General features: G+C 66.2%; 23 protein-coding genes, 1 tRNA gene and 1 pseudogene. 19 read left to right on the top strand and 6 right to left on the bottom strand.

Annotated elements, in window-relative coordinates; genetic code table 11:
* The first annotated feature begins 247 nt into the window (after positions 1-247).
* From aroA to C449_RS02070, 7 genes are all read left to right on the top strand, one after another.
* Positions 248-1,540, top strand: coding sequence for a 3-phosphoshikimate 1-carboxyvinyltransferase (gene aroA, locus C449_RS02100; RefSeq protein WP_006076229.1), 1,293 nt, complete (start codon positions 248-250; stop codon positions 1,538-1,540).
* A gap of 71 nt (positions 1,541-1,611) precedes the next feature.
* Entirely contained in the window at positions 1,612-2,877 is a 1,266-nt protein-coding gene (locus tag C449_RS02095; protein WP_006076228.1) for an alkaline phosphatase family protein, read from the top strand.
* Positions 2,878-3,114: 237 nt separating this feature from the next.
* Complete coding sequence (gene aroC, locus C449_RS02090) at positions 3,115-4,305, top strand: chorismate synthase (RefSeq protein WP_006076227.1); 1,191 nt, start codon at positions 3,115-3,117, stop codon at positions 4,303-4,305.
* 189 nt (positions 4,306-4,494) lie between these two features.
* A complete protein-coding gene (locus C449_RS02085; RefSeq protein WP_241430054.1) occupies positions 4,495-4,968 on the top strand; it encodes a hypothetical protein in 474 nt (157 codons plus the stop codon).
* Positions 4,968-6,539 (top strand): sodium:solute symporter family transporter, encoded by a 1,572-nt coding sequence (locus C449_RS02080; RefSeq protein ID WP_006076225.1) that lies wholly within the window; start codon positions 4,968-4,970, stop codon positions 6,537-6,539. The genes C449_RS02085 and C449_RS02080 overlap by 1 nt, the downstream gene beginning before the upstream one ends.
* Positions 6,536-7,009 carry a hypothetical protein gene (locus C449_RS02075; RefSeq protein ID WP_006076224.1) on the top strand — a complete coding sequence of 158 codons (474 nt, stop codon included), beginning with the start codon at positions 6,536-6,538 and terminating at the stop codon, positions 7,007-7,009. Before C449_RS02080 ends, C449_RS02075 begins: the two co-directional genes overlap by 4 nt.
* A 43-nt stretch (positions 7,010-7,052) precedes the next feature.
* A complete protein-coding gene (locus tag C449_RS02070) occupies positions 7,053-8,726 on the top strand; it encodes an acyl-CoA synthetase (RefSeq protein ID WP_006076223.1) in 1,674 nt (557 codons plus the stop codon).
* A 53-nt stretch (positions 8,727-8,779) separates the two neighbouring features.
* On the opposite strand, the gene C449_RS02065 is transcribed toward C449_RS02070, so the two are convergent.
* The 3 genes from C449_RS02065 to C449_RS02055 form a co-directional block, all read right to left on the bottom strand.
* Entirely contained in the window at positions 8,780-9,019 is a 240-nt protein-coding gene (locus tag C449_RS02065) for a DUF7127 family protein (RefSeq protein WP_006076222.1), read from the bottom strand.
* An 83-nt stretch (positions 9,020-9,102) separates the two neighbouring features.
* Entirely contained in the window at positions 9,103-9,300 is a 198-nt protein-coding gene (locus tag C449_RS02060) for a hypothetical protein (RefSeq protein ID WP_006076221.1), read from the bottom strand.
* A gap of 22 nt (positions 9,301-9,322) precedes the next feature.
* Positions 9,323-9,781, bottom strand: coding sequence for a DUF7344 domain-containing protein (locus C449_RS02055; protein WP_006076220.1), 459 nt, complete (start codon positions 9,779-9,781; stop codon positions 9,323-9,325).
* A gap of 151 nt (positions 9,782-9,932) precedes the next feature.
* On the opposite strand from C449_RS02055, the gene C449_RS02050 reads away from it, so the two are divergent.
* The 5 genes from C449_RS02050 (at position 9,933) to C449_RS02030 (ending at position 14,242) form a co-directional block, all read left to right on the top strand.
* Positions 9,933-10,709, top strand: coding sequence for a DUF2064 domain-containing protein (locus C449_RS02050; protein ID WP_006076219.1), 777 nt, complete (start codon positions 9,933-9,935; stop codon positions 10,707-10,709).
* A gap of 26 nt (positions 10,710-10,735) precedes the next feature.
* Positions 10,736-10,819 (top strand) — tRNA-Ser (locus tag C449_RS02045).
* A 241-nt stretch (positions 10,820-11,060) separates the two neighbouring features.
* Positions 11,061-12,329, top strand: a complete 1,269-nt coding sequence (locus C449_RS02040) for a glycosyltransferase family 2 protein (protein WP_006076218.1) — start codon at positions 11,061-11,063, stop codon at positions 12,327-12,329.
* A gap of 89 nt (positions 12,330-12,418) precedes the next feature.
* Positions 12,419-12,742, top strand: coding sequence for a DUF5785 family protein (locus tag C449_RS02035; RefSeq protein ID WP_006076217.1), 324 nt, complete (start codon positions 12,419-12,421; stop codon positions 12,740-12,742).
* 108 nt (positions 12,743-12,850) lie between these two features.
* Positions 12,851-14,242 (top strand): hypothetical protein, encoded by a 1,392-nt coding sequence (locus C449_RS02030; RefSeq protein ID WP_006076216.1) that lies wholly within the window; start codon positions 12,851-12,853, stop codon positions 14,240-14,242.
* Between the two features lie 41 nt (positions 14,243-14,283).
* On the opposite strand, the gene C449_RS02025 is transcribed toward C449_RS02030, so the two are convergent.
* From C449_RS02025 to C449_RS02015, 3 genes are read right to left on the bottom strand one after another with little or no spacing between them, the layout of a single operon-like run.
* On the bottom strand, positions 14,284-15,318 hold the full coding sequence (locus C449_RS02025) for a lysylphosphatidylglycerol synthase transmembrane domain-containing protein (RefSeq protein WP_006076215.1): 1,035 nt from the start codon (positions 15,316-15,318) through the stop codon (positions 14,284-14,286).
* Positions 15,318-15,974, bottom strand: coding sequence for a PHP domain-containing protein (locus C449_RS02020; RefSeq protein WP_006076214.1), 657 nt, complete (start codon positions 15,972-15,974; stop codon positions 15,318-15,320). Before C449_RS02020 ends, C449_RS02025 begins: the two co-directional genes overlap by 1 nt.
* Positions 15,971-16,891: a UbiA prenyltransferase family protein gene (locus C449_RS02015; protein ID WP_049913826.1), complete on the bottom strand. Its 921-nt coding sequence runs from the start codon at positions 16,889-16,891 to the stop codon at positions 15,971-15,973. The genes C449_RS02020 and C449_RS02015 overlap by 4 nt, the downstream gene beginning before the upstream one ends.
* A gap of 161 nt (positions 16,892-17,052) precedes the next feature.
* Here C449_RS02015 and C449_RS02010 point away from each other — a divergent pair, with 161 nt between their 5' ends.
* The 7 genes and pseudogenes from C449_RS02010 to C449_RS01980 form a co-directional block, all read left to right on the top strand.
* Positions 17,053-18,153 (top strand): NAD-dependent epimerase/dehydratase family protein, encoded by a 1,101-nt coding sequence (locus C449_RS02010; protein WP_006076212.1) that lies wholly within the window; start codon positions 17,053-17,055, stop codon positions 18,151-18,153.
* Positions 18,154-18,179: 26 nt separating this feature from the next.
* On the top strand, positions 18,180-18,812 hold the full coding sequence (locus C449_RS02005) for an HAD family hydrolase (protein ID WP_006076211.1): 633 nt from the start codon (positions 18,180-18,182) through the stop codon (positions 18,810-18,812).
* A gap of 196 nt (positions 18,813-19,008) precedes the next feature.
* Positions 19,009-20,019 (top strand): zinc-dependent alcohol dehydrogenase, encoded by a 1,011-nt coding sequence (locus tag C449_RS02000; RefSeq protein ID WP_006076210.1) that lies wholly within the window; start codon positions 19,009-19,011, stop codon positions 20,017-20,019.
* Between the two features lie 278 nt (positions 20,020-20,297).
* Entirely contained in the window at positions 20,298-20,675 is a 378-nt protein-coding gene (locus tag C449_RS01995; RefSeq protein WP_006076209.1) for a 6-pyruvoyl trahydropterin synthase family protein, read from the top strand.
* A gap of 16 nt (positions 20,676-20,691) precedes the next feature.
* Positions 20,692-21,831: a glycosyltransferase family 4 protein gene (locus tag C449_RS01990; RefSeq protein ID WP_006076208.1), complete on the top strand. Its 1,140-nt coding sequence runs from the start codon at positions 20,692-20,694 to the stop codon at positions 21,829-21,831.
* Positions 21,818-22,726: a class I SAM-dependent methyltransferase gene (locus C449_RS01985; protein WP_006076207.1), complete on the top strand. Its 909-nt coding sequence runs from the start codon at positions 21,818-21,820 to the stop codon at positions 22,724-22,726. Before C449_RS01990 ends, C449_RS01985 begins: the two co-directional genes overlap by 14 nt.
* A gap of 27 nt (positions 22,727-22,753) precedes the next feature.
* Positions 22,754-23,217 (top strand): annotated as a pseudogene (locus tag C449_RS01980) (hypothetical protein); the annotation flags it as partial.

Here is a 23,217-nt window from a genome sequence, read left to right as displayed (position 1 = left end):
GCGCGGCTGCGCGCCGCTCGTCGGCGCGCAACTCGCGTGCGAGGGATGACTGAGTGAGGGCCAGCGGCCCGAGCGAAGGAATCGGTTGGGGAAGTGTGTGGACTACGGTTCTCATTTGTGTCGGAAGTCATCCCACACGAGCCAGCTATTTTCGAAAACCCTCACTGAACGCCGGTCCGCTGTTTTCGATAAACGGATTGTTGTCGTGGTCGGCAGCCTGATACCATCCCCGTCCGTGCGGGCGATCATGGACGCCGAAATCCGCGAATCAGCGGTCGGGGGACGGGTCGACGCGCCGCCGTCGAAGAGCTACACCCACCGGGCCATCCTCGCCGCGGGCTACACCGACGGGGAGACCGTAATCGAACGACCGCTCGTGAGCGCCGACACCCGGGCGACGATGCGCGCCGTCGAGGCCTACGGCGGAACGGTCACCGAAACCGACGACGAACTCTCGATCCAGGGGTTCGGCGGGCGACCCGAAACGCCCGCGGACGTGATCGACTGCGCTAACAGCGGCACGACGATCCGGCTCACGACCGCGGCCGCGGCGCTCGGCGATGGTCTCACCGTGCTCACCGGCGACGGCTCGCTGCGCTCGCGTCCGCACGGCCCGCTGCTCGACGCGATCCACGATCTCGGTGGGCGAGCCGAGAGCACCCGCGCGAACGGTCAGGCACCGCTCGTCGTGGGCGGGCCGATCGAGGGCGGGACGGTCTCGATGCCTGGCGACGTCTCCTCGCAGTTCGTGACCGCGCTCCTCATGGCCGGCGCACACATGGAAGGAGGGATCGAGATCGGCCTCGAAACCGAACTCAAGTCCGCTCCCTACGTCGAGATCACCCGCGAGGTGCTCGCCGACTTCGGGATCGACACCCGGTCGACCGATGCGGGCTTTGCGGTCGCGGACGGGCAGTCGTACGCGGCGGCGGACGGCCGGTATCGTGTGCCCGGCGACTTCTCCTCGATCTCGTACCTGCTCGCGGCGGGCGCGCTCGCGGCCGACGACGGGCTCGAAGTCCACGGCGCGTACCCGAGCGCCCAGGGCGACGCCGCCATCGTCGAGATCCTCGATCGGATGGGAGCCGAGATCGCGTGGGATCGCGAGACGGGCGTCATCACGGTCCGGCGGTCCGCACTCTCGGGCGTCGAGGTCGACGTGGGCGACACGCCCGACCTCCTCCCGACGCTCGCGGTCCTCGGGGCCGCGGCCGACGACGAGATGCGGCTCGTGAACGCCGAACACGTCCGGTACAAGGAGACCGATCGGGTGAGCGCGATGGCCGACGAGCTGGCGGCGATGGGCGCACGGGTCGAAGAGACGCCTGGTTCGCTCACGGTCCACGGCGGCGACACCGACCTCCGGGGAGCGCGTGTCGACGGGCGCGGTGATCACCGAATCGTGATGGCGCTCGCGGTCGCAGGGTTGATTGCGGACGGCGGGACGACGATCACGGGCTCGGAACACGTCGACGTCTCTTTTCCAGACTTCTTCGGGGAGTTGGCGGGGTTGGGGGCAGACGTGCAGACCACAGAGTGAGCGGCGAGGACGGACGGCAGCGACACCTGTTCGATCGGTGTCTTCTTTGTCCACCGATGTGATTCCGACTCGTGCTTCGAACCGATCTCGCCGCCACTCTCCGCGAGGACGAACTCGCGCCGGGCATGGTTCGTCCCGCGTGGGAGGACTACTCGTTCGGGAACGTCGCCGACACCGTGCTGTCGCTGTTCGACGACGACGCGAGGCGGCCGCTCCCCGAGGACGTCTTCGACGGCGTCGACACCGAGGGAGTGGAGCACGTCGTCGTCGCACTGGTTGATGGGTTCGGCTGGAACCATTTCCGGCGCGCCAGGCCTGATCACCCGTTTCTCGGAACGCTCGCCGAACGGGCGACGGTGACGCCGCTGACGAGCATCTACCCCTCGGAGACGGCGGCAGCGATCACCACGCACAACACCGCGACCCAGCCCGTCGAACACGGCGTGCTCGGCTGGTGGGCGTACTCGGAGGAGCTCGGGACGACGCTCCAGACGCTCCCGTTCGCCGATGCGGACGACGAACCGATCGCGCACCTCCACGACACCGACGCTTCGGTGCTAGTCGACGAACGATCGGTGTACGACCGGCTGTCCGGCGATTCGATGATCGTCGCCCCGGCGGGCCAGGCGGACTCGTCGTACTCCCGCCAGGCGACTCGCGGCGCGCGCCACCGCGACTACCACAACGTCGCGCAGGGTGCCTACCGCGTCCGCGAAGAGTTGGCGGCGGCGACCGACCCGACGTACTGCTATCTCTACGTGCCGAGCGTCGACTCGCTGGCCCACTACGCCGGCGTCGCTCATCCCGAGACCGACGCCCAGCTCGGCTACGTCCTCAATGCCTTGAAACGGGAGGTGGTCGAACTTCTCGACCCAGCTGTGGCCGAACGGACGCTGCTCGTCGTGACCGCCGATCACGGCGAGGTCGACGCGACGCCCGAGACGACCGTCGACCTGCGGGAACTTGCCCTTGACGAGCATCTTCGCCGGGACGCGAACGGCGACCCGATCCGGCCGCTCGGCGGGCCGCGCAACCTCCAGTTCCACGCCCGCGAGGGCCACCGTGACGCGCTCGTCGCGGCGATCGAAACGGGCCTCGATCCGCTGGATCCGCTGGTGGTGACCCGCGAGGAACTGCTCGCCGAAAACCTGTTCGGCGACCGCGAGCCGAGCGAGCGGTTCGAGCGGCGGTGCCCCGATGTGCTCGCGGTTCCGCGCCACGGGTTCGCCGACATGAGCGACGAGGGACTGTCCTATGTCGGCATGCACGGCGGAATGCACCCCGACGAGATGCTCGTCCCGTTCGCGGCCGCCACGATCGATTTGTTGCAGGAGTAACGGCAGCGGTGGCGTGCGGGCGGTGTGGAGTGGTGCGGTCCTGGTGGACTCGAAGGGCGAGCGCTGAAAACGAAGCACGGAGCCGCAAGCACCACAGGAAGCGACCGAGGAGCGCAGCGCGATCCGCGCGAGTTTTCAGCGTGAGGGCTTCGGGAGTATTGTTCACGAGGTTCCGCTCGCATCGCAAAACACCGTGTGGATTGCAACCTTCAAATCCCCACGCCACAACCCTCGAACATGAACGGCAACGAGTTCGGGCGGCTCTTTCGGGTCACCACGTTCGGCGAGAGCCACGGCGAGGCGATGGGGGTCACCGTGTCGGGCTGTCCCGCAGGACTGGAACTCGACGAAGAGACGGTTCAGGCCGAACTTGACCGACGGAAACCAGGCCAGTCACAGATCACGACCAGCCGCGGCGAGCCAGACGCGGTATCGATCAAGTCGGGGCTTCAGGACGGCTACACCACCGGGACACCGATCGGGATGGTGATCCAGAACAAGGACGCACGCTCGGGCAAGTACGAGCCGTTCATCACCGCTCCCCGACCCTCCCACGGCGACTTTACCTACTCCGCGAAGTTCGGCACCCGGAACTGGGGCGGCGGCGGACGCTCCTCCGCCCGCGAGACCGCGAACTGGGTCGCCGCCGGCGCGATCGCGAAGGCGATCCTCGCGAGCGAGGGGATCGAGATCCGGGCGCACGTCAACCAGATCGGGGAGATCGAGGCCCCCGACGTGACCTTCGAGCAGATGGGTGAGCACGTCGAGGAGAACGAGGTCCGGTGTGCACACCCCGAGACTGCAGACCGGATGCGCGAGAAAATCGACGAATACCAGGAAGCGGGCGACTCGATCGGTGGTTCCATTCAATTCGAGATCCGCGGCGCGCCCCAAGGCCTGGGTGCACCCCGGTTCGACTCCGTGCCGGCGCGGCTCGGCCAAGCAATGTTGAGCGTGCCCGCCGCCACGAGCTTCGAGTTCGGGTTGGGGAAGGAGGCCCGCCGGTATCAGGGGAGCGAGCGGAACGAGGACTGGAAATTTGATGAGGATGGCGATCCTGTCCCTGCGGGCAACGATCACGGTGGTCTCCAAGGTGGGATCACGACTGGCCAGGCCATTCGTGGCGAGGTGACTCTCCACGCGCCGACGTCGATTCCGAAAGAACAGACTACCGTCGACTGGGAAACCGGCGAGGAGAAGACCGCTCAGGTCATCGGCCGGCACGATCCCGTCCTCCCGCCGCGGGGCGTTCCCGTGGTTGAGGCGATGTGCGCGCTCACGATGGTGGATTTCATGCTGCTCGGCGGACGGATCAATCCCGATCGACTCGACGGGAACGTGGGCGAGTACGACACTAACTATCACCCGAGCAGTCCGGAGAACGATCCCGCGTACGCACCGACGAGCGCTGAGTCGACCGAGGACTGAGAACGGAATCGATCGAAGGTCGGGTGTGGCGTCGATACCGACGATGTCGACTGCCGGCGACGTTCCTGTGAGAACGGTTCGTTTCGGTCACGGTCGCCAAAACTGTCGGCCGTCAGCGGCGTCGACCGTGCTGCTGTGGGTTAACATGTTAATGCGCATCTTTAACGCGCTGTCCCCGAACGAACGGCCGTGTCACGTAATACAGTCATGACGGCGATCGGCGTCCTGGCGCTCGGGGCGCTGGTGGCCACGATGGTAGGATCGTACCGCGTCCTCTCGTACATCGCCGCGCTGCTCATCGTCGGCGTCGTCGCGAGTTCGTCGATCGAACGCGGATCCCGCGAACTCGACCTCGCGCCGTACTGGGGACTTCTGGGACTGCTTGCAGCGACCTTCTTCGCCGGCGTGACGGCGATCTGGCTGCTCTGGACGCCTGGCCAGACCGAGTACACCTACGTGTTCGGAATCCCGCAGGCGACGCTCGCGTATCTCGTACTGATCTGGCTCTTCCCGCTCGCCGGGGCGATTCTCTACTCGCTTCGGTTCCCCGCGATCGGCAGCGACGAGATCGTCGACGGGATCATGGAACGGGCGCGGTCGGCCCAAGACGGACGACGACTCCCGCTGGTGCCCGACCGGACCGCTCGAGAGGGTGACGACTAATGTTCCCCCTCCAAGCGGAGATTCCGGTCGCCGACGACCCGTTCGTGTTGCTGTTCGGCTCGGTGTATCTTCTCATGGTGCTCGCCATCGGGGCGTGGGGCTATCTCCAGACCGAATCGACGAAGGACTTCCTCATCACCGGGAAGTCGATCGGGACGTGGGTGCTCGCGCTGACGGCCTTCTCGGTCATCCAGTCGGGCTTCGGGTTCGTCGGCGGGCCGGAGCTGATCTACGCCTTCGGGACGACCTCCTTTTGGATCTTCCTGACAGCCCCTCTGGGATTTCTCGTCACGTGGGTCGTCCTCGCGAAGCGAATGCGGGTGCTCGCGGACGTCAGGGACGTGCTCACGCTCGCCGACGGGATGTACGTTCGCTACGAGAGCGCGTGGGTCCGGGGACTGACCGCGGTCGCGGTCGTCGTCGGCGTGATCGCGTATCTCGCGACGAATCTCGCCGCACTCCAGTACGTGATGCGCGCCATCTTCGGGATCCCCGTCATCTACGGGCTGTTCGGCGGCGCGCTCATCCTCCTGCTGTACAGCGCACTCGGCGGGATGATCGCGGGTGTCTGGACCGACTTCGTCCAGGCGATCACGATGATCACAGGCGCTGTCATCGTCTTTTTCTTCGCGATCTCCTTCGGCGGCGGGATCGGCAACATCTCGCGGAACCTCGCGACCGCGGATCCGTCGCTGATCTCGCCGTTCGGCAGCCTCGGCGTCGATACGGCACTCGCGGTCCCGATCTTCACCGGCCTCGGCTGGTGGGTGCTGTTCTCGATCGGGGCGGCCGGCCAGCCCCACCTCATCACGAAGTTCTACATGAGCCGGAATCTCACCATCCTCCGGTGGGGCGCACCGATCGCCGCCATCTCCTATGCGATCTCGAGTCTGCTCGCGCTTTCGACCGGCCTCTCGCTGCGCGCGATGGTCGAGGCGGGCGAGACGTCCGCCCCCGCGAGCGCCTCGATCGCTGGCCCGGTGTTCGTCCTCGAACACACGCCCGGCGTCGTGGCTGGGCTGATCCTCGCCGCGTTGCTCGCCGCGATCATGTCGACCAGCGACTCCTTTCTCAACATCGGCGCGGCGGCGATCTCGCGAGACATCCCGCGCGCGCTTGGCCGCACTATCGACGACGACCGGACCGAGCTCCGGGTCACTCAGGGCGCGCTCGCCGGACTCACCGTGATGGCCACGCTCGTGGTCTTCTTCTCCGACGAGTTGGTGGGAATCCTCGGCACCATCGGCTGGGGCTTCTTCGCCGCCGCCATCTTCCCGATCGCGGCGCTCGGGATGAACTGGAAGGGCGCGACGAAGCAGGGAGCCATCGCCGCGGCCGTCGTCGGGATGGGGATCAACATCGTGTTCAGCGCAGTGCCGCGGATCGGTCAGGCAGCGGGAGCCGAGGCGTTCGGGGCCGGGATCACCGGATTCTACGACGGACTGTTCACCGGCCTGCCGGTCGGCGCAACCGCGTTGCTCGCGGCCATCGTCGCGTTCGTCGGTGTCTCGCTCGTCACCCAATCCGGCTCGTCCGTTCCGGAGGACGTCGCCGCCGTCATGGAGCGATGAGCCAGCACGAAGTGCGGCCCTCGGCGAGCGTTGAGGGACGATTCACCGAGTGGTTCCGGAATCGGCCGACCTCGCTGGAGTTCTGGGAGGTGCTGATCGGCGAGGACCGACTCGCCTGGTGTTTTGCTGGCGAGTCGTTCAGCTCGCACCTCCTCCGGGCCGACATGGGGGAGTCGACTCGCCGCGCACTCGATGACTGCTCGACGATCGAGGCGGCCATCGGCCTCGACGAACGGAACTTCGCCGTCCCGCTATCGTCCGTGACGGCACTCCGGCTCCGCGAGGGCACTCGGACCAGGCGGGCACGGCTGACGCTCACGTGGGACGACGCTGATGGCGGCACGTCGTGGACGCTCTCGAACACGAACCGTGGCGACGACCAGGCCGATCTCGTCGAGACGCTCGCCGAACACGACGCGCTGGCCGGAGCGGACGTCGAAATCGAATCACCCCGGCTCGCCTTCCTCTGAGGCGAACCGTTTTCCGGACTCCAACTGACGATACCGACGATCAATGACTTGGACACTCACCCTCGACGACGACAGCTACGAGACGGCACGTGAGCGATTCGCGTGGGATCTGCCCGACGACTACAACCTCGCACACGATCTCGTCGGGAAACACGACCCCGACCAGCCGGCACTCTACCAGGCCTCCCCCGACGGCCGCCGCGAGAGGTACACGTTCGGCGATCTCGACGCGCTCTCGGATCGACTGGCGAACGGACTCGCCGAACGCGGGATCGAGCGCGGTGATCGCGTGGCGGTCGTCCTCCCTCAGCGTCCCGAGAACGTCCTAACCCATCTCGCATGCTGGAAGCTTGGCGCGATCTCGCTCCCGCTGTCGGTCCTCTTTGGTACTGACGCCCTCCGCTATCGCCTCGACGACAGCGGCGCGCGAGCCGTCGTCACCGACCCTGACGTGACCGGGACCGCGCTCGACGTGGCCCCCGATTGCGACGCGCTGGAACACGTCGTCGAGGCCACACCCGGTGACGTTACAGACGTCGGAACTCCGTCGGAGGGTGCGGTTGCGTTCGCCGACTGTCTCGCTGACGAGGGGTTCGAGACCGCCGAAACGGACGCCGACACGCCCGCGATCATTCTCTACACCAGCGGCTCAACCGGCCCACCCAAAGGAGTGCTCCACGGTCACGGTGTCTGGGTCGGCCACTGTCCGGCCTTTGCGATGTACTTCGAACACGACCTCGACGGCGTCTACTGGACGCCCGCCGACTGGGCGTGGATCGGCGCGCTCGGCGACCTCGTCTTCCCGGCCTGGCACTACGGCCAACCCGTCGTCGGCTACCCGATGGAGGGGTTCGATCCCGAGACCGCGTTCTCACTGATGGCGGAGTTCGACGTGACGGGAGCGTTCGTCCCGCCGACGGCGATACGGATGCTGATGGGGATCGACGAGCCGGCCGAGCGATACGATCTCGCGCTCGAAGCGATCTGTTCGGGCGGCGAGCCGCTCACACCCGAAATCCTCGACTGGGCCGACGAGGCGCTTGCCGGCGTGGTGGTCAACGAACTCTACGGTCAGACCGAGGCGAATCTGCTCGTGACCAACAGTCAGGACTGGTTTCCGGCCCAGCCAGGCAGTATGGGTAAACCGGTTCCGGGCCACGACGTCGCGATCGTCGATCCCGAGACCGGCGCGGAGCGTCCCCGCGGCGAAACCGGCGAGATCGCCGTCCGACGTGGCGACGACCCGGTAATCTTTCAGGAGTACTGGAACGAGCCGGAAAAGACCGCAGCCGCCACCGTCGACGGCTGGCATCTGACCGGCGATCTCGGGATCCGCGACGAGGACGGGTATCTGTGGTTCAAAGCCCGCGACGACGACCTCATCATCACGAGCGGCTATCGCGTCGGGCCGGGCGAGGTCGAGGCGGCGATCCTTGATCACGCGTCCGTTGAGCAGGTCGGCGTCATCGGCGTCCCCGACGAGACCCGCGGCGATATCATCAAGGCATTCGTCCAGCCCGTCGCGGGCGTATCGGGTTCCGACGAGCTGCGCGAGGGGATACAGCAACTCGTCCGTGATCGTCTCGCGAAGTACGAGTACCCGCGGGAGATTGCGTTCGTCGAGAGCCTCCCGCAGACCACGACCGGCAAGATACAGCGCCGAAAACTCCGCGAGCGCGAATCAGAGAACGGGGATGCGACGACGAAACGCGACTGAGACGAACCGACAGTGCCGGCGCGAGCAGGCCGTTTGGTTCCTCCGCCGTCGCCTCACTCCGTGATCGTGAGGACGCCGTTGTTGGCGGCGACTTCGGTGGCCTCATCGGGGAGTTCGAACTCGAACTGTTCGTCGCTGGCGACCACGATCGCCGTGTCGTCGAGGACATCGACCGCGAGATCGCCGCGATCGGCCCCGAAATCCACGGCGACGAGGCTGCCGTCGTCGTATTCGTATTCAGTGACCACGGTACCCCGGTCGTCGGTAGTCCGCAGTTCCTGGGGTGTCCTCACAGGTATGTATCGGTGATCGCCACGGGTAAGCACCCGGCCCGCAGATGCCGGGACCGTTCACGGGTCGATTCCTCCGTATTGGGTCACCAGTATGGGTTCGCAAGCCACCGCCGTGAGCGGCTGCCAACTGCGCTTGCAGCCACGACGTAGAGGGCGGCGAGCGCCACGACGATCACGGCCGCGAGCTGGAGCGACGAGAGGGCGAGCGTTACGAGCGCACCGATCCCTGCGAGGAGCGTCCCAGCGACCACGAGGCCGGCAACGAGTTGTGAAGCACGCATGGATGGAGCTGTCGGGGGTCGATTACGCGACTCGTTCGTGTTCGCGTTCTGGCTCGCAGGCGCGTTCGATCGACTCGACCAGCGCCGCGAGTTCGTCGACTGACTGGCCGTGGGAGATGTCACCCGAACGGTCGTTCCAGTCGACCACACCGGCCGAATCGAGCTTCGGGAGGTGATTCTGGAGCAGGGAGACGTAGACGGTCTTGCGTTGCTCCGCCGAAACCGCCGTCGGTGCGATGTCGTTTTCCTCGCCCGCGATCGTTCGTGCGAGATCGCCCATTCGGACGTTTTCGTCGGAATCGAGCGCCGAGACGTGGTGAATGACCGCGCGCCGGCGGGCGTTGCTGATCAGCTCGCAGACAGTCTCGGTCGAGAGCGGGATCGACCCGGTCGGCCGATCGGTCTCGTCGGCGGCGCTGAGCCCCGAGAGGAGCCATTGTGGGACGCCCCACGACGAACCAGCCGCGTTGTCGGAGACCATTGTTTTCGTACCATTGGACACGGCCATCGTTCATAAGATTCGCGGTCCGCCCGAAACCGCCACCGGCCGCATCGTTGGGACGGCGACCACGGTTCGACGTTCGCCGCATCCGACCCGCGTCGTTGAAGGGACCACGACGACGATATCGACTATGCCCACTACCGCCGTGCTCTGTGATCCGCCGCACGAGGGAGTCGTTCTGTCCGAGCTGGCGGCGACGACGTCGCTCTCGAAAGCCGAGGCCGCCGACCTCTACGCCGCAATGTGTGCCGACACCCTTCGGGCGGTCGAAGCCAGCGCGAGCGAACTGCTCGTCAACTACCGATCCGACGAGGACTTGCCGGAGGAACGTAGCGGCGAGGACGCTGACGACGCCGAAAGCGCGGTGCGGGCGCTCGCCGACGCGGCGCTCGACGATCCGGAGGCAGCGCGCTACGAGGTTCAGGTCGGCTCGACGTTCGCGGCTCGCATGGGTAACACCGTGAGCCACCTGCTCGATACCGAGGAAGCGGGTTCGGTGGCGGTGATCGAACCCACCGTCCCCTTCCTGACGCGCAGCGCCCTCGACGGGATGGCGATGAAACTCCGTCGGAGCGACGTCGTGCTCGGGCCGACGTCGGAAGGCCGGGTTCACTACGCCGGCTTCGCGTCGCCCATCGATTTCGAGGACGCCGACGCACCGCCCGCGATCGAGACGCTGACCGATCGCGCGCACGACGCCGGCCACGAGGTCGACTTCGGTCCAATGGCCCCCGTCATCGAGACCCGCGAGGACCTGATCGGTGCGCTCTCGCTGATCCGGGCGCGCCGGCGCGCCGGCCGTGAGATCCCGGCACGGACCGCCGCGTGTCTCGACGATCTCGGGGTGGAACTCGTCGAAGACGAGAGCGGCCTCGCGCTTTCGAAACCGAATACCGACAGCGATTAGGTGCGTGGGTCGATAGACCCGAGCGCGGTGGGGTGGCAGAGTGGACTATCGCGCCTGTCTTGAAAACAGGTGGCCCTATGGCCTCATGGGTTCGAATCCCATCCCCACCGATGGATTGCGAACACACCTGCGAGCGCCCTGTGCGCGAGCAACGCGTGGGCAAGCAATCGAGACGCTGGGGTTCGAATCAGGGAGAGCGCAGTCTTCCGAGCGAAGTGAGGAAGGAAGCGATCGACCGTGGTTCGAATCCCATCCCCACCGCGTTTCTCTGAGTCCGCATTCGACTACCGGTTAGCAAGGGTCACGATGAATACTATTTAATATTAGGCAATCCAGTATTCGTTTCGCTGTATGGTGCTCGTCCTCGAAGACACGCTTTTTCTCGTCATGGTCGTTTCGCTGTGGGTCGTCCTTGGACTCTACGGCCTCTCGGCGCTGTGGTGGCTCGTCGAGACCGCTGGCTTCTCGTGGGGCTGGAGAGGTAAAAACAGGACCGAGGAGTGGGGCGTCGAAGACGTCCAGGTCCGGGTGCTCACGATCGGCGCGGAGGCGGTCGTTCAGGGAACGGTGGATTCGATCCCCGACGGAATCGACGACGTGCGCGTAGTGAGTGAGCGAGAAATCGACATCGACGGCGCGACCGTCCACGTCGTCCCCGAGTCGTTCGACTGTACGGCCACCAACAAGGGCCGGGCGCTCGAATGGGCGCGGCGCAACGTCGACTGTGACAAGGAGTACGTGCTCTATCTCGATGAGGACACGCTCGTGACCGGCTTCACTGGACTTCCGGACGCCGATTTCGTCCAGTTCACCGAGAAACCACTCTACACGGGGTCGTGGTTGACGTATTTCTGTGAGGTGTTCCGGGTGGGCTACCAGTTCGAACAGTACGGTTTCCACCGCCTCTCGTACCCGCTGTACGCGTGGGGTGGCGGGATCGCGGTTCGCCACTCGATCGAACAGCAGATCACGTGGGACGTCGCTACCATCACGGAAGACACGAACTTCATCTGGCGGGCCGCCGACCGGAGTGAGGTATCCTATCGTCTCGTCGACGCACGGTTCCGGAACCAGGCTCCGCCCTCGCTCCGGGCGATGATCAAGCAGCGTCGACGGTGGATGTCCGGAACGGTTAGAGACGGTTCGCTGTTGCCCCGACGCTACCGCCCGCTCTATCTCACTCGGGCGATCGCGTGGGGGTTCTCGCCGGTCGTTCCGGCGCTCGTCGCGGCGGCGACGTTCCTTCCGAACGCGTTTCCGTACCGCCGGCTATACACGGTGCTCTCGATCGGACTGTTCGGCATCCTCTTCGTCTACATGTTCGCTGGCGTCGTCGGCTATCGCAAACATCCCGTGCTGTGGCCGGTGTTCGTGGTGCTGACCCCGCTGGCGGCGCTGTTCCACGCCGTCGGGGCGTTGTGGGGCATCGTCCGGCCGATCGAGCGATTCGAGGTCACGGAGAAGGTCTCTCCGACGGAAATCGAAGTCGAGCATCCGGAGCTCGAACCCGGAGCGATCGCGGACCACGACGGCACCGAGCGCCTCGTCAGAGAGTCGACGGACGAGTACAGTTGGACGCCGCTGGATGACGATGGCGAGTGGTTGACGGATGACGACTGAACCACGATCGCACCATCACGGGAACCCACATACCTCGTCGCCCGACGGCGAGCAGCAACCCTTTTGCGCCGACCGATCCATCGGCCGGTATGGCTGACTGGCCGCACGATCCCGACGGCGAGGAGGGCAGCGAGGGGATGCGCAAGTACGGACAGGCGATCGTGGCGAAGAAAGTCGACGACGAGGAGGACTTCCCGCTCGATGTCGCCGAGTTCGTCGAGGCACACGGCGACGACCCGATCCGACTCAACCACGAGCGGGTCGTAAGCCTCCGTGAGATCTTCGACAGCGTCGAGGACGAGGAGATCGGGGACATTCAGACGATGCACCGGCGGGTCGGCGAGGCGATGCGCGCAAACGGGTTCTGGGAGTACACGCCCGGCTCCAACGCGGCGAACCGCGGCGGGGCCTGATCGATAGCTCGTCGCAGATACCGTGGGCCACAGGCGAGCCGATTCGTTCCACGATCGTGTCTGCGGCGAGACGGAAGTGCCTAAACCCCATCGATCGGAGAGGTGGACATGGCTGGCGGCACCGACTCCGGAGCGCACCCGGGACTGTTCTCGCTCCGTGAGATCATCGTTGCGGGCTGGGTGACGGTCGCGTCACTGATATTTTTCAACGTCTTCGTCCGGTTTTTCTACCGCACGATCCTCGACAACGACGTCGGGGTACCGATCCACTGGCCGATCAGCAAGTTCGCGGTTCGGCTCGGCCGTCTCGAGGCCTCGCGCGTCGCGGTGTTGGTCGTGCTCGCGATCGTCGTTTTCACGGTTGCGACCGTGTATCTGCGGTGGTTCGATCGTACCAGCCTCTGGCCGGTCGTCGTTGCCGGGACGGTGCTGCTCGTGCTCACCACGCTCACACAGGGTCACCAAGCCGGACTCATCAGACCGATCGCCAACGGCGGGTCGTACTACCGTGCGGCGGTCACGATCACCGATCCGGTCGCGTTCGTCGAGACGTTCGAGGCGAACCAGCTGGGGCTCCCGCTTCACGCCCGGACCCACCCGCCGGGAGCCGTACTGTCGTTCTGGATCCTCGACACGCTCCTGCCGTCGACACGCGCTGTCTCACTCGCGGTCGGGATCGGTTCACTCGCGCTCTCGGCGCTTCTTCTTCACCGACTACTCGCGACGTACTACCCGCGCGATGTCGCACAGTACACCACATACCTGTTCGTGCTCCTACCAGCGGTCCAGATCTACTACCTCACGACCCTCGACGCGCTCATTACTGTGGCGGCACTCGGCGCGATCTACTGCTTCACCCGCGACTCACAGGTCATAGCGACGTTCGGCACGCTCGCCTGCTTGTTCGTCGCCGCCTCTCAGACGTTCATGACCGTGTTTCTCGGACCTGTGCTCGTCGGGCTCGCGCTCCTGCGCCGCGACCGCATCGCACCCCTCGTCGTGATCGGCCTCTCGTCGCTCGGGATCTACGCCCTCGTGAACGTCGTCTTCGGCTACGACTACATCGCCTCGTTTCTGACCGCTTCTCACCAGCAGAACCCGAACGGGTTCTTCCCGCTCGCCGAGCCGTTGCGCTATCTCACCACGCGGGTTGAGAACGTCGCCGAGATCGCGCTCTTTTTCACGCCGGTCCTCGCCGTGCTCGCGGTTCGCGGGGTGGGTGTGCTGTGGCGGTCCGCACGTGGTCTCAGCAGGATCGACAGCGAGCCCCTCGTCATCTTCGGGATCGCGACCGGATCGCTGCTCGGACTGTTTGCGGTCGGCGTCTACCACACCGGCGAGACCGCCCGCGGCGCGATGTTCATCTACCCGTTCCTCATGCTGCCGGTCGCCGCCGCACTCCGTGCTGCCGACCCCACGAGACGGCGCGAAGCGCTGCTCGCGGCCGCGGTGTTCGGACAGGCACTCCTGATGCAGATCGTTGGGGACTACCTCTGGTGAGGGTGTAGCAATCAGTACGGACGGCTACCGTCACCGGGTCGTTATGCGTCGGGACTCGGCTCGTCGGCGAGATACTTGTGCGCCGAGAACACGATGAATCCGAGAATCGCTGCGTACCAGAGCGTACCGACCCGGATCACCATCGTCGCGCCCGCCGCGACGGATTGGGAGATCCCGAAGGTGAGCAGGAGGCCGGCCATGCTCGCCTCGGCCGCGCCGAGGCCGCCGGGCAGCATGCTGACTGCACCGATCACGGAGCCGAGCGCGAAGACGAACACTCCCACGAGGAGCGCGGCCTCGATACCGAACCCCGCAAGCACGATCCAGAGCGCGACGCCTTCGAGCCCCCACGCGATGATCCCCAGCAGCGTGGCCACCGAGAGCGGACGGAGTCGGAAGAGAGCGTAGGTGCTCTCGTAGAACCGTTCGAGCGACGTGGCGTACTGGCCGACGACCGGGAGCGATGCGGCGGCATCGAGCAGTCGGAGACAGCCCGCCCGCCACTGGAGCAGCCCGATCCCGGCGGCGAAGGCGACCGCGAACACGACCAACACCGTGGGCGAGCGGCCGTAGGCCACGACGCCGACGCCGGCGAGCATGGCGAGCGAGACGAGGTCGGTCACGCGCTCGGCTCCGACCACCGAGGTCGTGAGACTGGCTGGAGTTCCTTCCATGTCGCGTAGCAGCCACGCCTTCCAGACCTCGCCGGCCTTGCCAGGAGTGACGACCATCATCAGCCCGCTAAAAAACACCGTGAGGCTGGTTTTCAGGGGTATTTCGACCCCGAGTTCCCGGAGGTAGAACTCCCACTTTCCGAACCGGAAGGCGTAGCCCACGGTGGTAAGCCCGATCACCGCGGCGAACGCGGGCCACTCGAACCGGGAGAAGGCCTCAATGACCGCACCGGCGTCGGCATAGAGGAAGAGCGCGCCGAACACCACGAGCGTGAGCACCGCGGTGGCCTGGACGCCGTGTTCGCTCACCCACCGTCGGATTCGTCCAGATTGGTCGTCGGTGTCGTCGCCGGGATCCGCTCCACCGGGCCGGTCACCGCTTGCCTCGCGGTACTCCGCCATTACCGCCACCCCGCGACCGCGCGGCGCGCTTGGTGGAGCTTGGTGGCGACGTGGCCGGAGAGGTATCGGCCGCGGCCCCGTGGGACAGTCGTGCCGGTACGGATGGCCTCGCGGAGCGATCCCTCGCACTCGGTGTACGCGCGCCCGACCTCCATCGGGAAGTGGGCGTCGCTGCCGCCGGTCGTCGCGAGGTCGTGGTGGGCGGCGAACGCCCGCGCTTCGTGGTTGAACGACTCCCGGACACACCGCGCGTTGATCGCCTCGACGCCGTCGACCGCCGCCGCGAGGGCGGCGAGATCGGTGTCGTACACCTGGCGGAGCGCGTCGAACGGATGCGAGAGCACCGCGAGCCCGTCCTGATCGTGAATGTCGTCGATCACGGAGAGCGGATCGGTTTGTGGGGGCGCGCGCTCGATGTCGATTCCGAGGAGGTGGCCTTGGGTGGTCGTGACTTCGACGCCCGAGACGACGTCGAGATCGTCAGGTGCGGACGATCGAACGCGATCGACGTTTGCGAGCGTGTCGTGATCGGTGACGACGATCCCATCGAGAGCTGCCTTCTCGGCCGCCTGAGCGACCGCTTCGGGCGACGTCGCCGAGCACGGCGAGGCGTCTGTGTGAACCTGAAGGTCGTACCGCGAGCGCGACCGACTCATCCGACCAGCCCGACGAGCCACGCCCGCGGGCGTCCGTAGAGCACGACGACCGCGACGACGCCCCACAGCCCGAGATTGAGCAGGAACTGGCGGTCGAAAAGTAATGTTCCTGGCGACGCGGCGACCCCGTTGGTGGTGTGAACGAGGTGGTGGTAGCGGAAGACGCCGAAGAAGGCGAACGGCAGCGTGAGCATCATCGCGAGCTTCGCGCCCGTGAACGTGTAGATCGAGTACGAGATGAGGAGTGTGGAGATGACGACCACGAGCAGCTGGTCGAGCGTCTCGGGGGTGTACTCCTCCAGCGTCGCGCGAGTCTCAGCCGGATTCGCGCTCGCTTCGAACTCGTGGCGGCGCTTGCCGAGCGCGAGCAGGAGTGCAGCGAGGAACGTGCAGACCACGAGCCATGGACTGAGCGCGACACCGATCGCGACCACGCCCGCGACCGCCCGCAGCACGAACCCGAACGCGATCAGGAGCACGTCGACGAGGACGACGTCCTTCAGGTACAGCGAGTAGGCGGCGTTCTGCGCCAGATAGGTTGCCACGATCAGCACGAACAACGCGCCGAGCGCGTACGACAGCGCGAACCCGAACAACAGGAGGCCGACGCCGAACGCAGCCGCGGTCGGCACGCTCACCTGGCCGCTCGCGATCGGTCGCTTTCGCTTTTCGGGATGGCGGCGGTCGGCCTCGACGTCGCTGATGTCGTTGAAGATGTAGGTCGCGCCGGCGACCGCACAGAACGCCGCGACACCGATCGCGACCTGCCCCCACGCGACGGGATCGAACAGCCGGCCCGAGAACACGATCGCGATCAGGAGTACCGCCTGCTTGTACCACTGCCACGGGCGGACCTCGCGGGCGAGCCCGGCGGCCGTCTGCGCGAGGCTCGCCTGATGAGTCTGTGCCTCGGCCATTGTCCCTCGTGTGTCGTCGCGAGCCATAAACCTGACCGATCGATACGCACCGTTCCGGATCGTTTCGTGCCTCCGTCGGGCAGTTGAAGAGTAAAATCACCGAATGAGTGCTCGAAGTCGTATCGGTAGATAGTTGAAACCGGGTCGTCAACCCCGACTTAATGTCATCTCCCTCCGAGGGCGACGAGCGACTCGCGGAGCCAGGGTCGATGCTGGTCACCGGTGGCACCGGCTTTTTGGGACTCCACACCTGCCAGTATTTCAAAGAGCGCGGCTGGGACGTGACCGCCCTCGATCTCAAACCGTTCAAAGACGAAGACGAGATCGAGGGCGTCGAGTACGTCGAGGGCGATGTCCGCGACGAGGAGAGCATTCGCCGGGCGATCGAGACGACCGGCGCTGACGCGGTGGTTCACACCGCCGCCGCGCTCCCGCTGTGGGACGACCAGCGTATCCGCGAGACCACCATCGACGGCACCCGGAACGTGCTCTGGGCCGCCAAGGAGGAGGGCGTCGACCGCGTGGTGTACGTCTCCTCGACGGCGGTCTACGGCACCCACGATTCGCACCCGATCACCGAGGAGTCGCCGCTCGACGGCGTCGGGGCGTATGGTGAGGCGAAGATCGAGGCCGAGAAGATCTGTGCTGACTTCCGCAGAATGGGGATGTGCGTGCCGATCCTCCGCCCGAAGACGTTCATCGGCCCTCAGCGCCTCGGGGTCTTCCAAGTTCTCTTCGACTGGATCGAATCCGGCGCAAACGTCCCCATGGTGGGCTGGGGCAACAACAAGTACCAGCTCATGCACGTCTACGATCTCGTGCGGGCGATGGAGTTCATGTTCGCCAAGGACGAAGCGGACGTGAACACGACGTTCAACGTCGGGGCCGACGAGTTCGGCACGATGAAAGAGGACTTCCAGGCTCCGATCGACTATGCAGGAACCGGCAAGCGCACGATCGGGACGCCCACGCCGCTCACCGTGTTCGCGCTCCGTGTCCTCGAAAAACTGAACCTCTCGCCGCTTTATCCGTGGGTCTACGAGACCGCCCACGAGGATTCGTACGTCTCGGTCGAGAAACTGAAATCGCTCGGCTGGGAGCCCAACTACTCGAACAAGGAGGCGCTGGTCGAGACCTACGAGTGGTATCTCGACAACTACGAGGAGCCCGAACGCGAGGACGACGCCACGGGACTGGACCACCGGGTCGCGTGGGATCAGGGTGCGCTCGCGCTCGTGAAGGGCGTGTTCAAACGTATCTGACCACTTAGACGGTCCAGCAGAATCTCATGTATCTCGTCGTCGATTACGGCGGTGTCATCGTCGAGCACGGCGACGAGCGCGAACACGCCCACGTTCTGGGCGTCGATCCCGAAACCGATCCCTATCCTGGATGGCTCGCCTACTTCGCATTTCGTGATGGCTTCGTCCAGAGTACCGCAGAGTACATCGAGCTCCTCTCGACGCTCACCGGAGCGCCCCACGAGGCGTGTCGCGAGTACATCGAAAAGACGTGGCTCGACCCCGAGTTTCCCGAAGAGCACGTCGACGTTCTCCAGGACCTCGCTCGCGATCACACGCTCGTCCTCTTCGGAAACATGGCGCGCCCGTGGATCGAGACGGTTCTCTCGGAGCATGACGTTCTCGACTGCTTCGACGATCTCGTCGTTTCCTCGGATCTGCAACGGCCGAAACCCCATCCGAAGGGGTACTTCGAGTGCCTTCCCGAGGGCGACGAACCAGTCGCCTTCGTCAGCGACGAATACAACGAGGACCTCATGATGGGCGAAACGCTCGGGATGGCGTCAGTGTGGGTCGAAAACGACGAGGAGACGCCGTACCGAGAGCCCGACGTTCGGATTTCGACGCTCGGTGACCTTCCGGACGTCCTCTCTGCGGACGGACGTCTGCCGCTTCGATGATTCGTCGTTTTTGACGCAGTTCGGACCGCAGTGTTGTGGGAAATTCGGCTGTCCGTCCTTCCGCCACGCACAGATACTTCCTATCGTGTGACGTGATAGCGCACATGGGGAACGCCAGCGCGGGGGGAAGCGCCGGATCCAGGCCGTTCGATGACTCGTCGCGAGGCCAGGCGCTCGACCGTGGTCGGGAACGCCGATGACGGCGCGCTCGCTGTACTTCACCGATCCGAACGCGCTCGAACTCCGCGAGACGGCGGTCCCGGAGCCGGCCAACGGGGAGGTGCGGGTCCGCACGGCCGCGTCGGCGATCAGTGCCGGTACGGAGCTGCTGGTGTACCGCGGCGAGGTGCCCGAATCGATGGCGGCCGACGAATCGATCGACGCGCTCGACGGCGACTTCGAGTACCCGCTCCAGTACGGCTACGCGGCCGTCGGCCGGGTGACGGCCGTCGGAGCGAACGTCGACGACGCGTGGCTCGATCGCCGGGTGTTCGGGTTCAACCCGCACGAGAGTCACTTCGTCACCACGCCGGCAGAGCTCCGCGAGGTTTCCGAAGCCCTCTCGGACGCCGAGGCCGCGCTGCTGGCGAACGCCGAGGCCGCGGTCAACTTCCTGTTGGATGGGCGGCCCGCGATCGGCGAGCGCGTCGCGGTGTTCGGTCAGGGCGTCGTCGGCCTTCTTACGACGGCGTTACTCGCCGAACTCCCGCTCGAAACGCTGGTCACCGTCGACGGCTACGAGCGCCGACGGGCGCTGTCGGTCTCGCTCGGAGCCGATGCCGCGATCGATCCCGACGACGACCTCGACGCGTGCTTCGACGGCCACGAACCGCCCTGCGGCGCGGACCTCGCCTACGAACTCTCGGGCGAGCCCGACGCGCTCGACAACGCCATCGGCGTCGTGGGCACTGCCGGCCAGGTAGTTATCGGATCGTGGTACGGCACGAAACCCGTCGCGCTCGACCTCGGAGGCGAGTTCCACCGGAGTCGGATCCGCCTCCAGAGCAGCCAGGTCAGCACTGTAGACCCCGTCGATCGTGGTCGGTGGTCGAAGGACCGCCGGCTGGGCGAAGCCTGTCGACTCCTCGAACGGATCGATGCCGAACGACTCATTACCCATCGGGTCCCGATCGGGCGGGCCGACGACGCCTATCGCCTTCTCGACGAACGCCCCCGTGAAGCGGTCGGTGTGTTGCTCACCTACTAGACACCCACTTTTTTACTTCGTCGGGTGTCCTCGCGCTCGCTGCGCTCGCGCTGCGGGCACCACTCCTCGTAAAAACCTGGACTAAAAACACCCGCTCGCTCACTCCGTTCGCTCGCACGGAGGTTTTCCACTCACACCCGCAACCGCACCGCCGAAGCCCTCGCGCCCTGCGGGCGCTCCGAGACCGCAGGACGCCAGGCCCGCACCGCAACCGCCACCACCGCCGCAGCCACTTCCGCGGCGCAACGGTATTTACGTCGGGCGAGTGTGCAAGTGGTATGTACACAGTCAGCGTGATGGAGGACTTCATCGCCCAGCACTACCTCACGGTGCCCGATCCAGGGCCCGAGGGTGAGGTCCACTCCCATCACTATGAGGCTGAACTAACGCTCTCAGGTCCCGAACTCGACGAGTACGACTACCTCGTCGACATCGAGACGGTTGAAGAGGTTCTCGCTGTGGTCCGCGCGCGCTACGAGGACGCGCTGCTCAACGAACAGTCGAAATTCGCGGGCCACAACCCGAGTGTCGAGCACTTCGCGCACGTCGTCTGGGACCTCGCGGCCGACGAACTCGACACCGATCACCTCTCGACGCTCACAGTCACGATCTGGGAGGACGATGACACGTGGGCCGCCTACGAGGAGTCGGTGTGAGCGCCGACACGAACCCATGAACGTCGGCCTCGTGTGCTACGGCGACCTCGACACCAACACCGGCGGGTTCCGGTACGACCGGCAGCTCGTCGAGGGCCTGCGCGAACGCGGCGACCACGTCGAGGTGATCGAACTCCCGTGGCGTGACTACGCACGCGGGCTGCTCGACGGCCTCTCGGGGCGACTGCTCGATCGGATCGACGTTCCCGTCGACGTCATCATCCAGGACGAACTCGCCCACCCTTCGCTCGTCGGGCTCAACGCCCGGCTGCGAGCGAGGCGCGACGTGCCGATCGTCGCCATCGTCCACCACCTCCGGTGCAGCGAGGCACACTCCCGCCCCGCAAAGGGGCTGTACCGCGCGGTCGAGCGGCGCTACCTCGCCGGCGTCGACGGCGCGATCTGCAACAGCGAGGTGACGCGCGCGACGGTCGAGGACCTCGCCACGACCGAAACGGTGGTCGCCCCGCCGGCGGGTGATCGGTTCGACCCCACCATCGACTCGGCCACGATCGACGCCCGTGCCCGGGAATCGGGGCCGCTCCGCGTGGTCTTCCTCGGCAGTCTCGTTCCACGCAAGGGGCTCGACACCCTCATCGAGGGACTGTCGCGGCTCCCCGACGAGCACTGGCGACTCCGGGTCGTCGGGAGCCCGGACGCGAACCCGGGGTACGTCTCGTCCGTCCGCCGCCTGGTCGCCAGGCTCGGCGTCGACGACCGCGTGACGTTCGTGGGCAAACTTCCGGACGGCGCGCTGCGGGACGCTCTCGGCGAAAGCCACGTCCTCGCGATGCCCTCGACCCACGAAGGGTTCGGGATCGCGTACCTCGAAGGGATGAGCTTTGGCCTACCGGCGCTAGCCACGACCGCCGGCGGGGCACGATCGGTCGTCACCCATGGCGAGACCGGATTCTTGCTCCGCCCCGGCGATCCCGGCGCGGTGGCGCGCGCCGTCCGAACGCTCGCGGACGATCGTGAACGCCTCACTCAGATGGGGACGGCGGCCCGTGATTGTTACGAAACGTGGCCGACGTGGGATGAGACCACCGATCGAGTTCGGACCTTTCTCGACGGGTTCGTTGCGGACGGCACCGAACTGAAGGGACAATCACAGCGCCGGAACCCGGCTGGGACGGTGGATCGTGTCGAACACTGACGACCGGTTCCGCCGGTATCTCGCCGCGAAACGGACGGTCGACGACCGCGCACTCGATCGACAGGTGTTCGATCGGCTAGCGACCGAGGTGACGCGACTCGACGAAGAACGGGGCGAACGACCGTTTCGCGTACTCGATGTCGGCGCGGGGATCGGCGCGACGCTCGAACGCCTCGTCGAACACGACGTGCTCCCGGCCGCCGTCGAGTACACGCTGGTCGACCGCCAGGCGGCGAACGTCGACGCCGTGCGTGAGCGTCTGCCCTGGTGGGCCACCGACGTGGGTTACGAGGCAACGGAGGTCGATTCCGGGCTCCGGATCGAGAACGAGGATCGATGGATCGATATCGAGTTTGCGGTTGCGGACGCCTTCGAATACGTCGAGACCAGCACGTGGGATCTACTGATCGGCCAGGCGTTCCTCGACCTGTTCGACACCGAGCGAGCGTTCGACGCCCTCCGCGACGGGCTCCGCCCCGGCGGCTGCTGGTACTTCCCGATCACCTTCGACGGCGGGACGGTGCTCCGTCCAACTGTGGACCCCGACCTCGACGCGAGGATCGAACGGGCCTTTCACGCCCACATCGACGACGGCGGCGACAGCCACGCCGGCAGCCATCTCCTCGCTCGCGCGAGCGAGATCGACACGGTGCTCGCCGCCGGTGGCTCGGACTGGGTGGTCCACCCTCGATCGGGAGAGTACCCCGACGACGAGACGTTCTTCCTCCGGTACATCGTGGACACGATCGCGGGCGCGCTCGACGAAACGGGACAGTGCGACTCGGCAACGCTCGCGGGCTGGGCCGCGGCGCGCCACCGCCAGATCGACCGTGGTGAGCTGGTGTACGTCGCCCACCAGCTCGACGCGCTCGGCCGCATCCCGGCGGAGCGCTGAAGACTGTCGAGGGCCAAGGCCGGGGCCGTGGCGTCCGACAGCGCGGCGTGGGCAGGCGAGCCGGTAGGGGAGCGCGTCGTCATCGATCACTGGCTCGCCGCCGAAGCCCGGAAGGGGGCGGTCGTCGCGGTCGACGGCGAACCAGGCGACACGCGCGACGATCGACGGGCGGGCACGCCCGACGGCCGGCGAGAGCGGACGCCCGACGACCCGGCGACCGGAGCACTCGACGACGGTCGGGGTCCCGTGTCGAAGTGGAGCGCCACCGCGCCCGACGGGAGCGAAACGATCGAAAGCACAGTCGACGCGCTGAGCGACGACGAGGCGCTCGACGCGCTGCTCCGGCGGAAACCCGGGGCCGCTGCCTTCCTCTGGCGGGCGCGACCGGTCGAGTGGTCACGCATCGCGCTTCGTCGGGCGGAGTTCGAACGGCTTCGGTTCGTCGACGGTCCCGACGGTCTCGCCTGGCACGCGCTCGCGCCGAGCGGCAA

The sequence above is a fragment of the Halococcus saccharolyticus DSM 5350 genome (genome assembly GCF_000336915.1).
Lineage (GTDB): Archaea > Halobacteriota > Halobacteria > Halobacteriales > Halococcaceae > Halococcus > Halococcus saccharolyticus.
The sequence above is the reverse complement of the archived record's forward strand: the minus strand, read 5'-3'. Positions and strand labels throughout refer to the sequence as shown.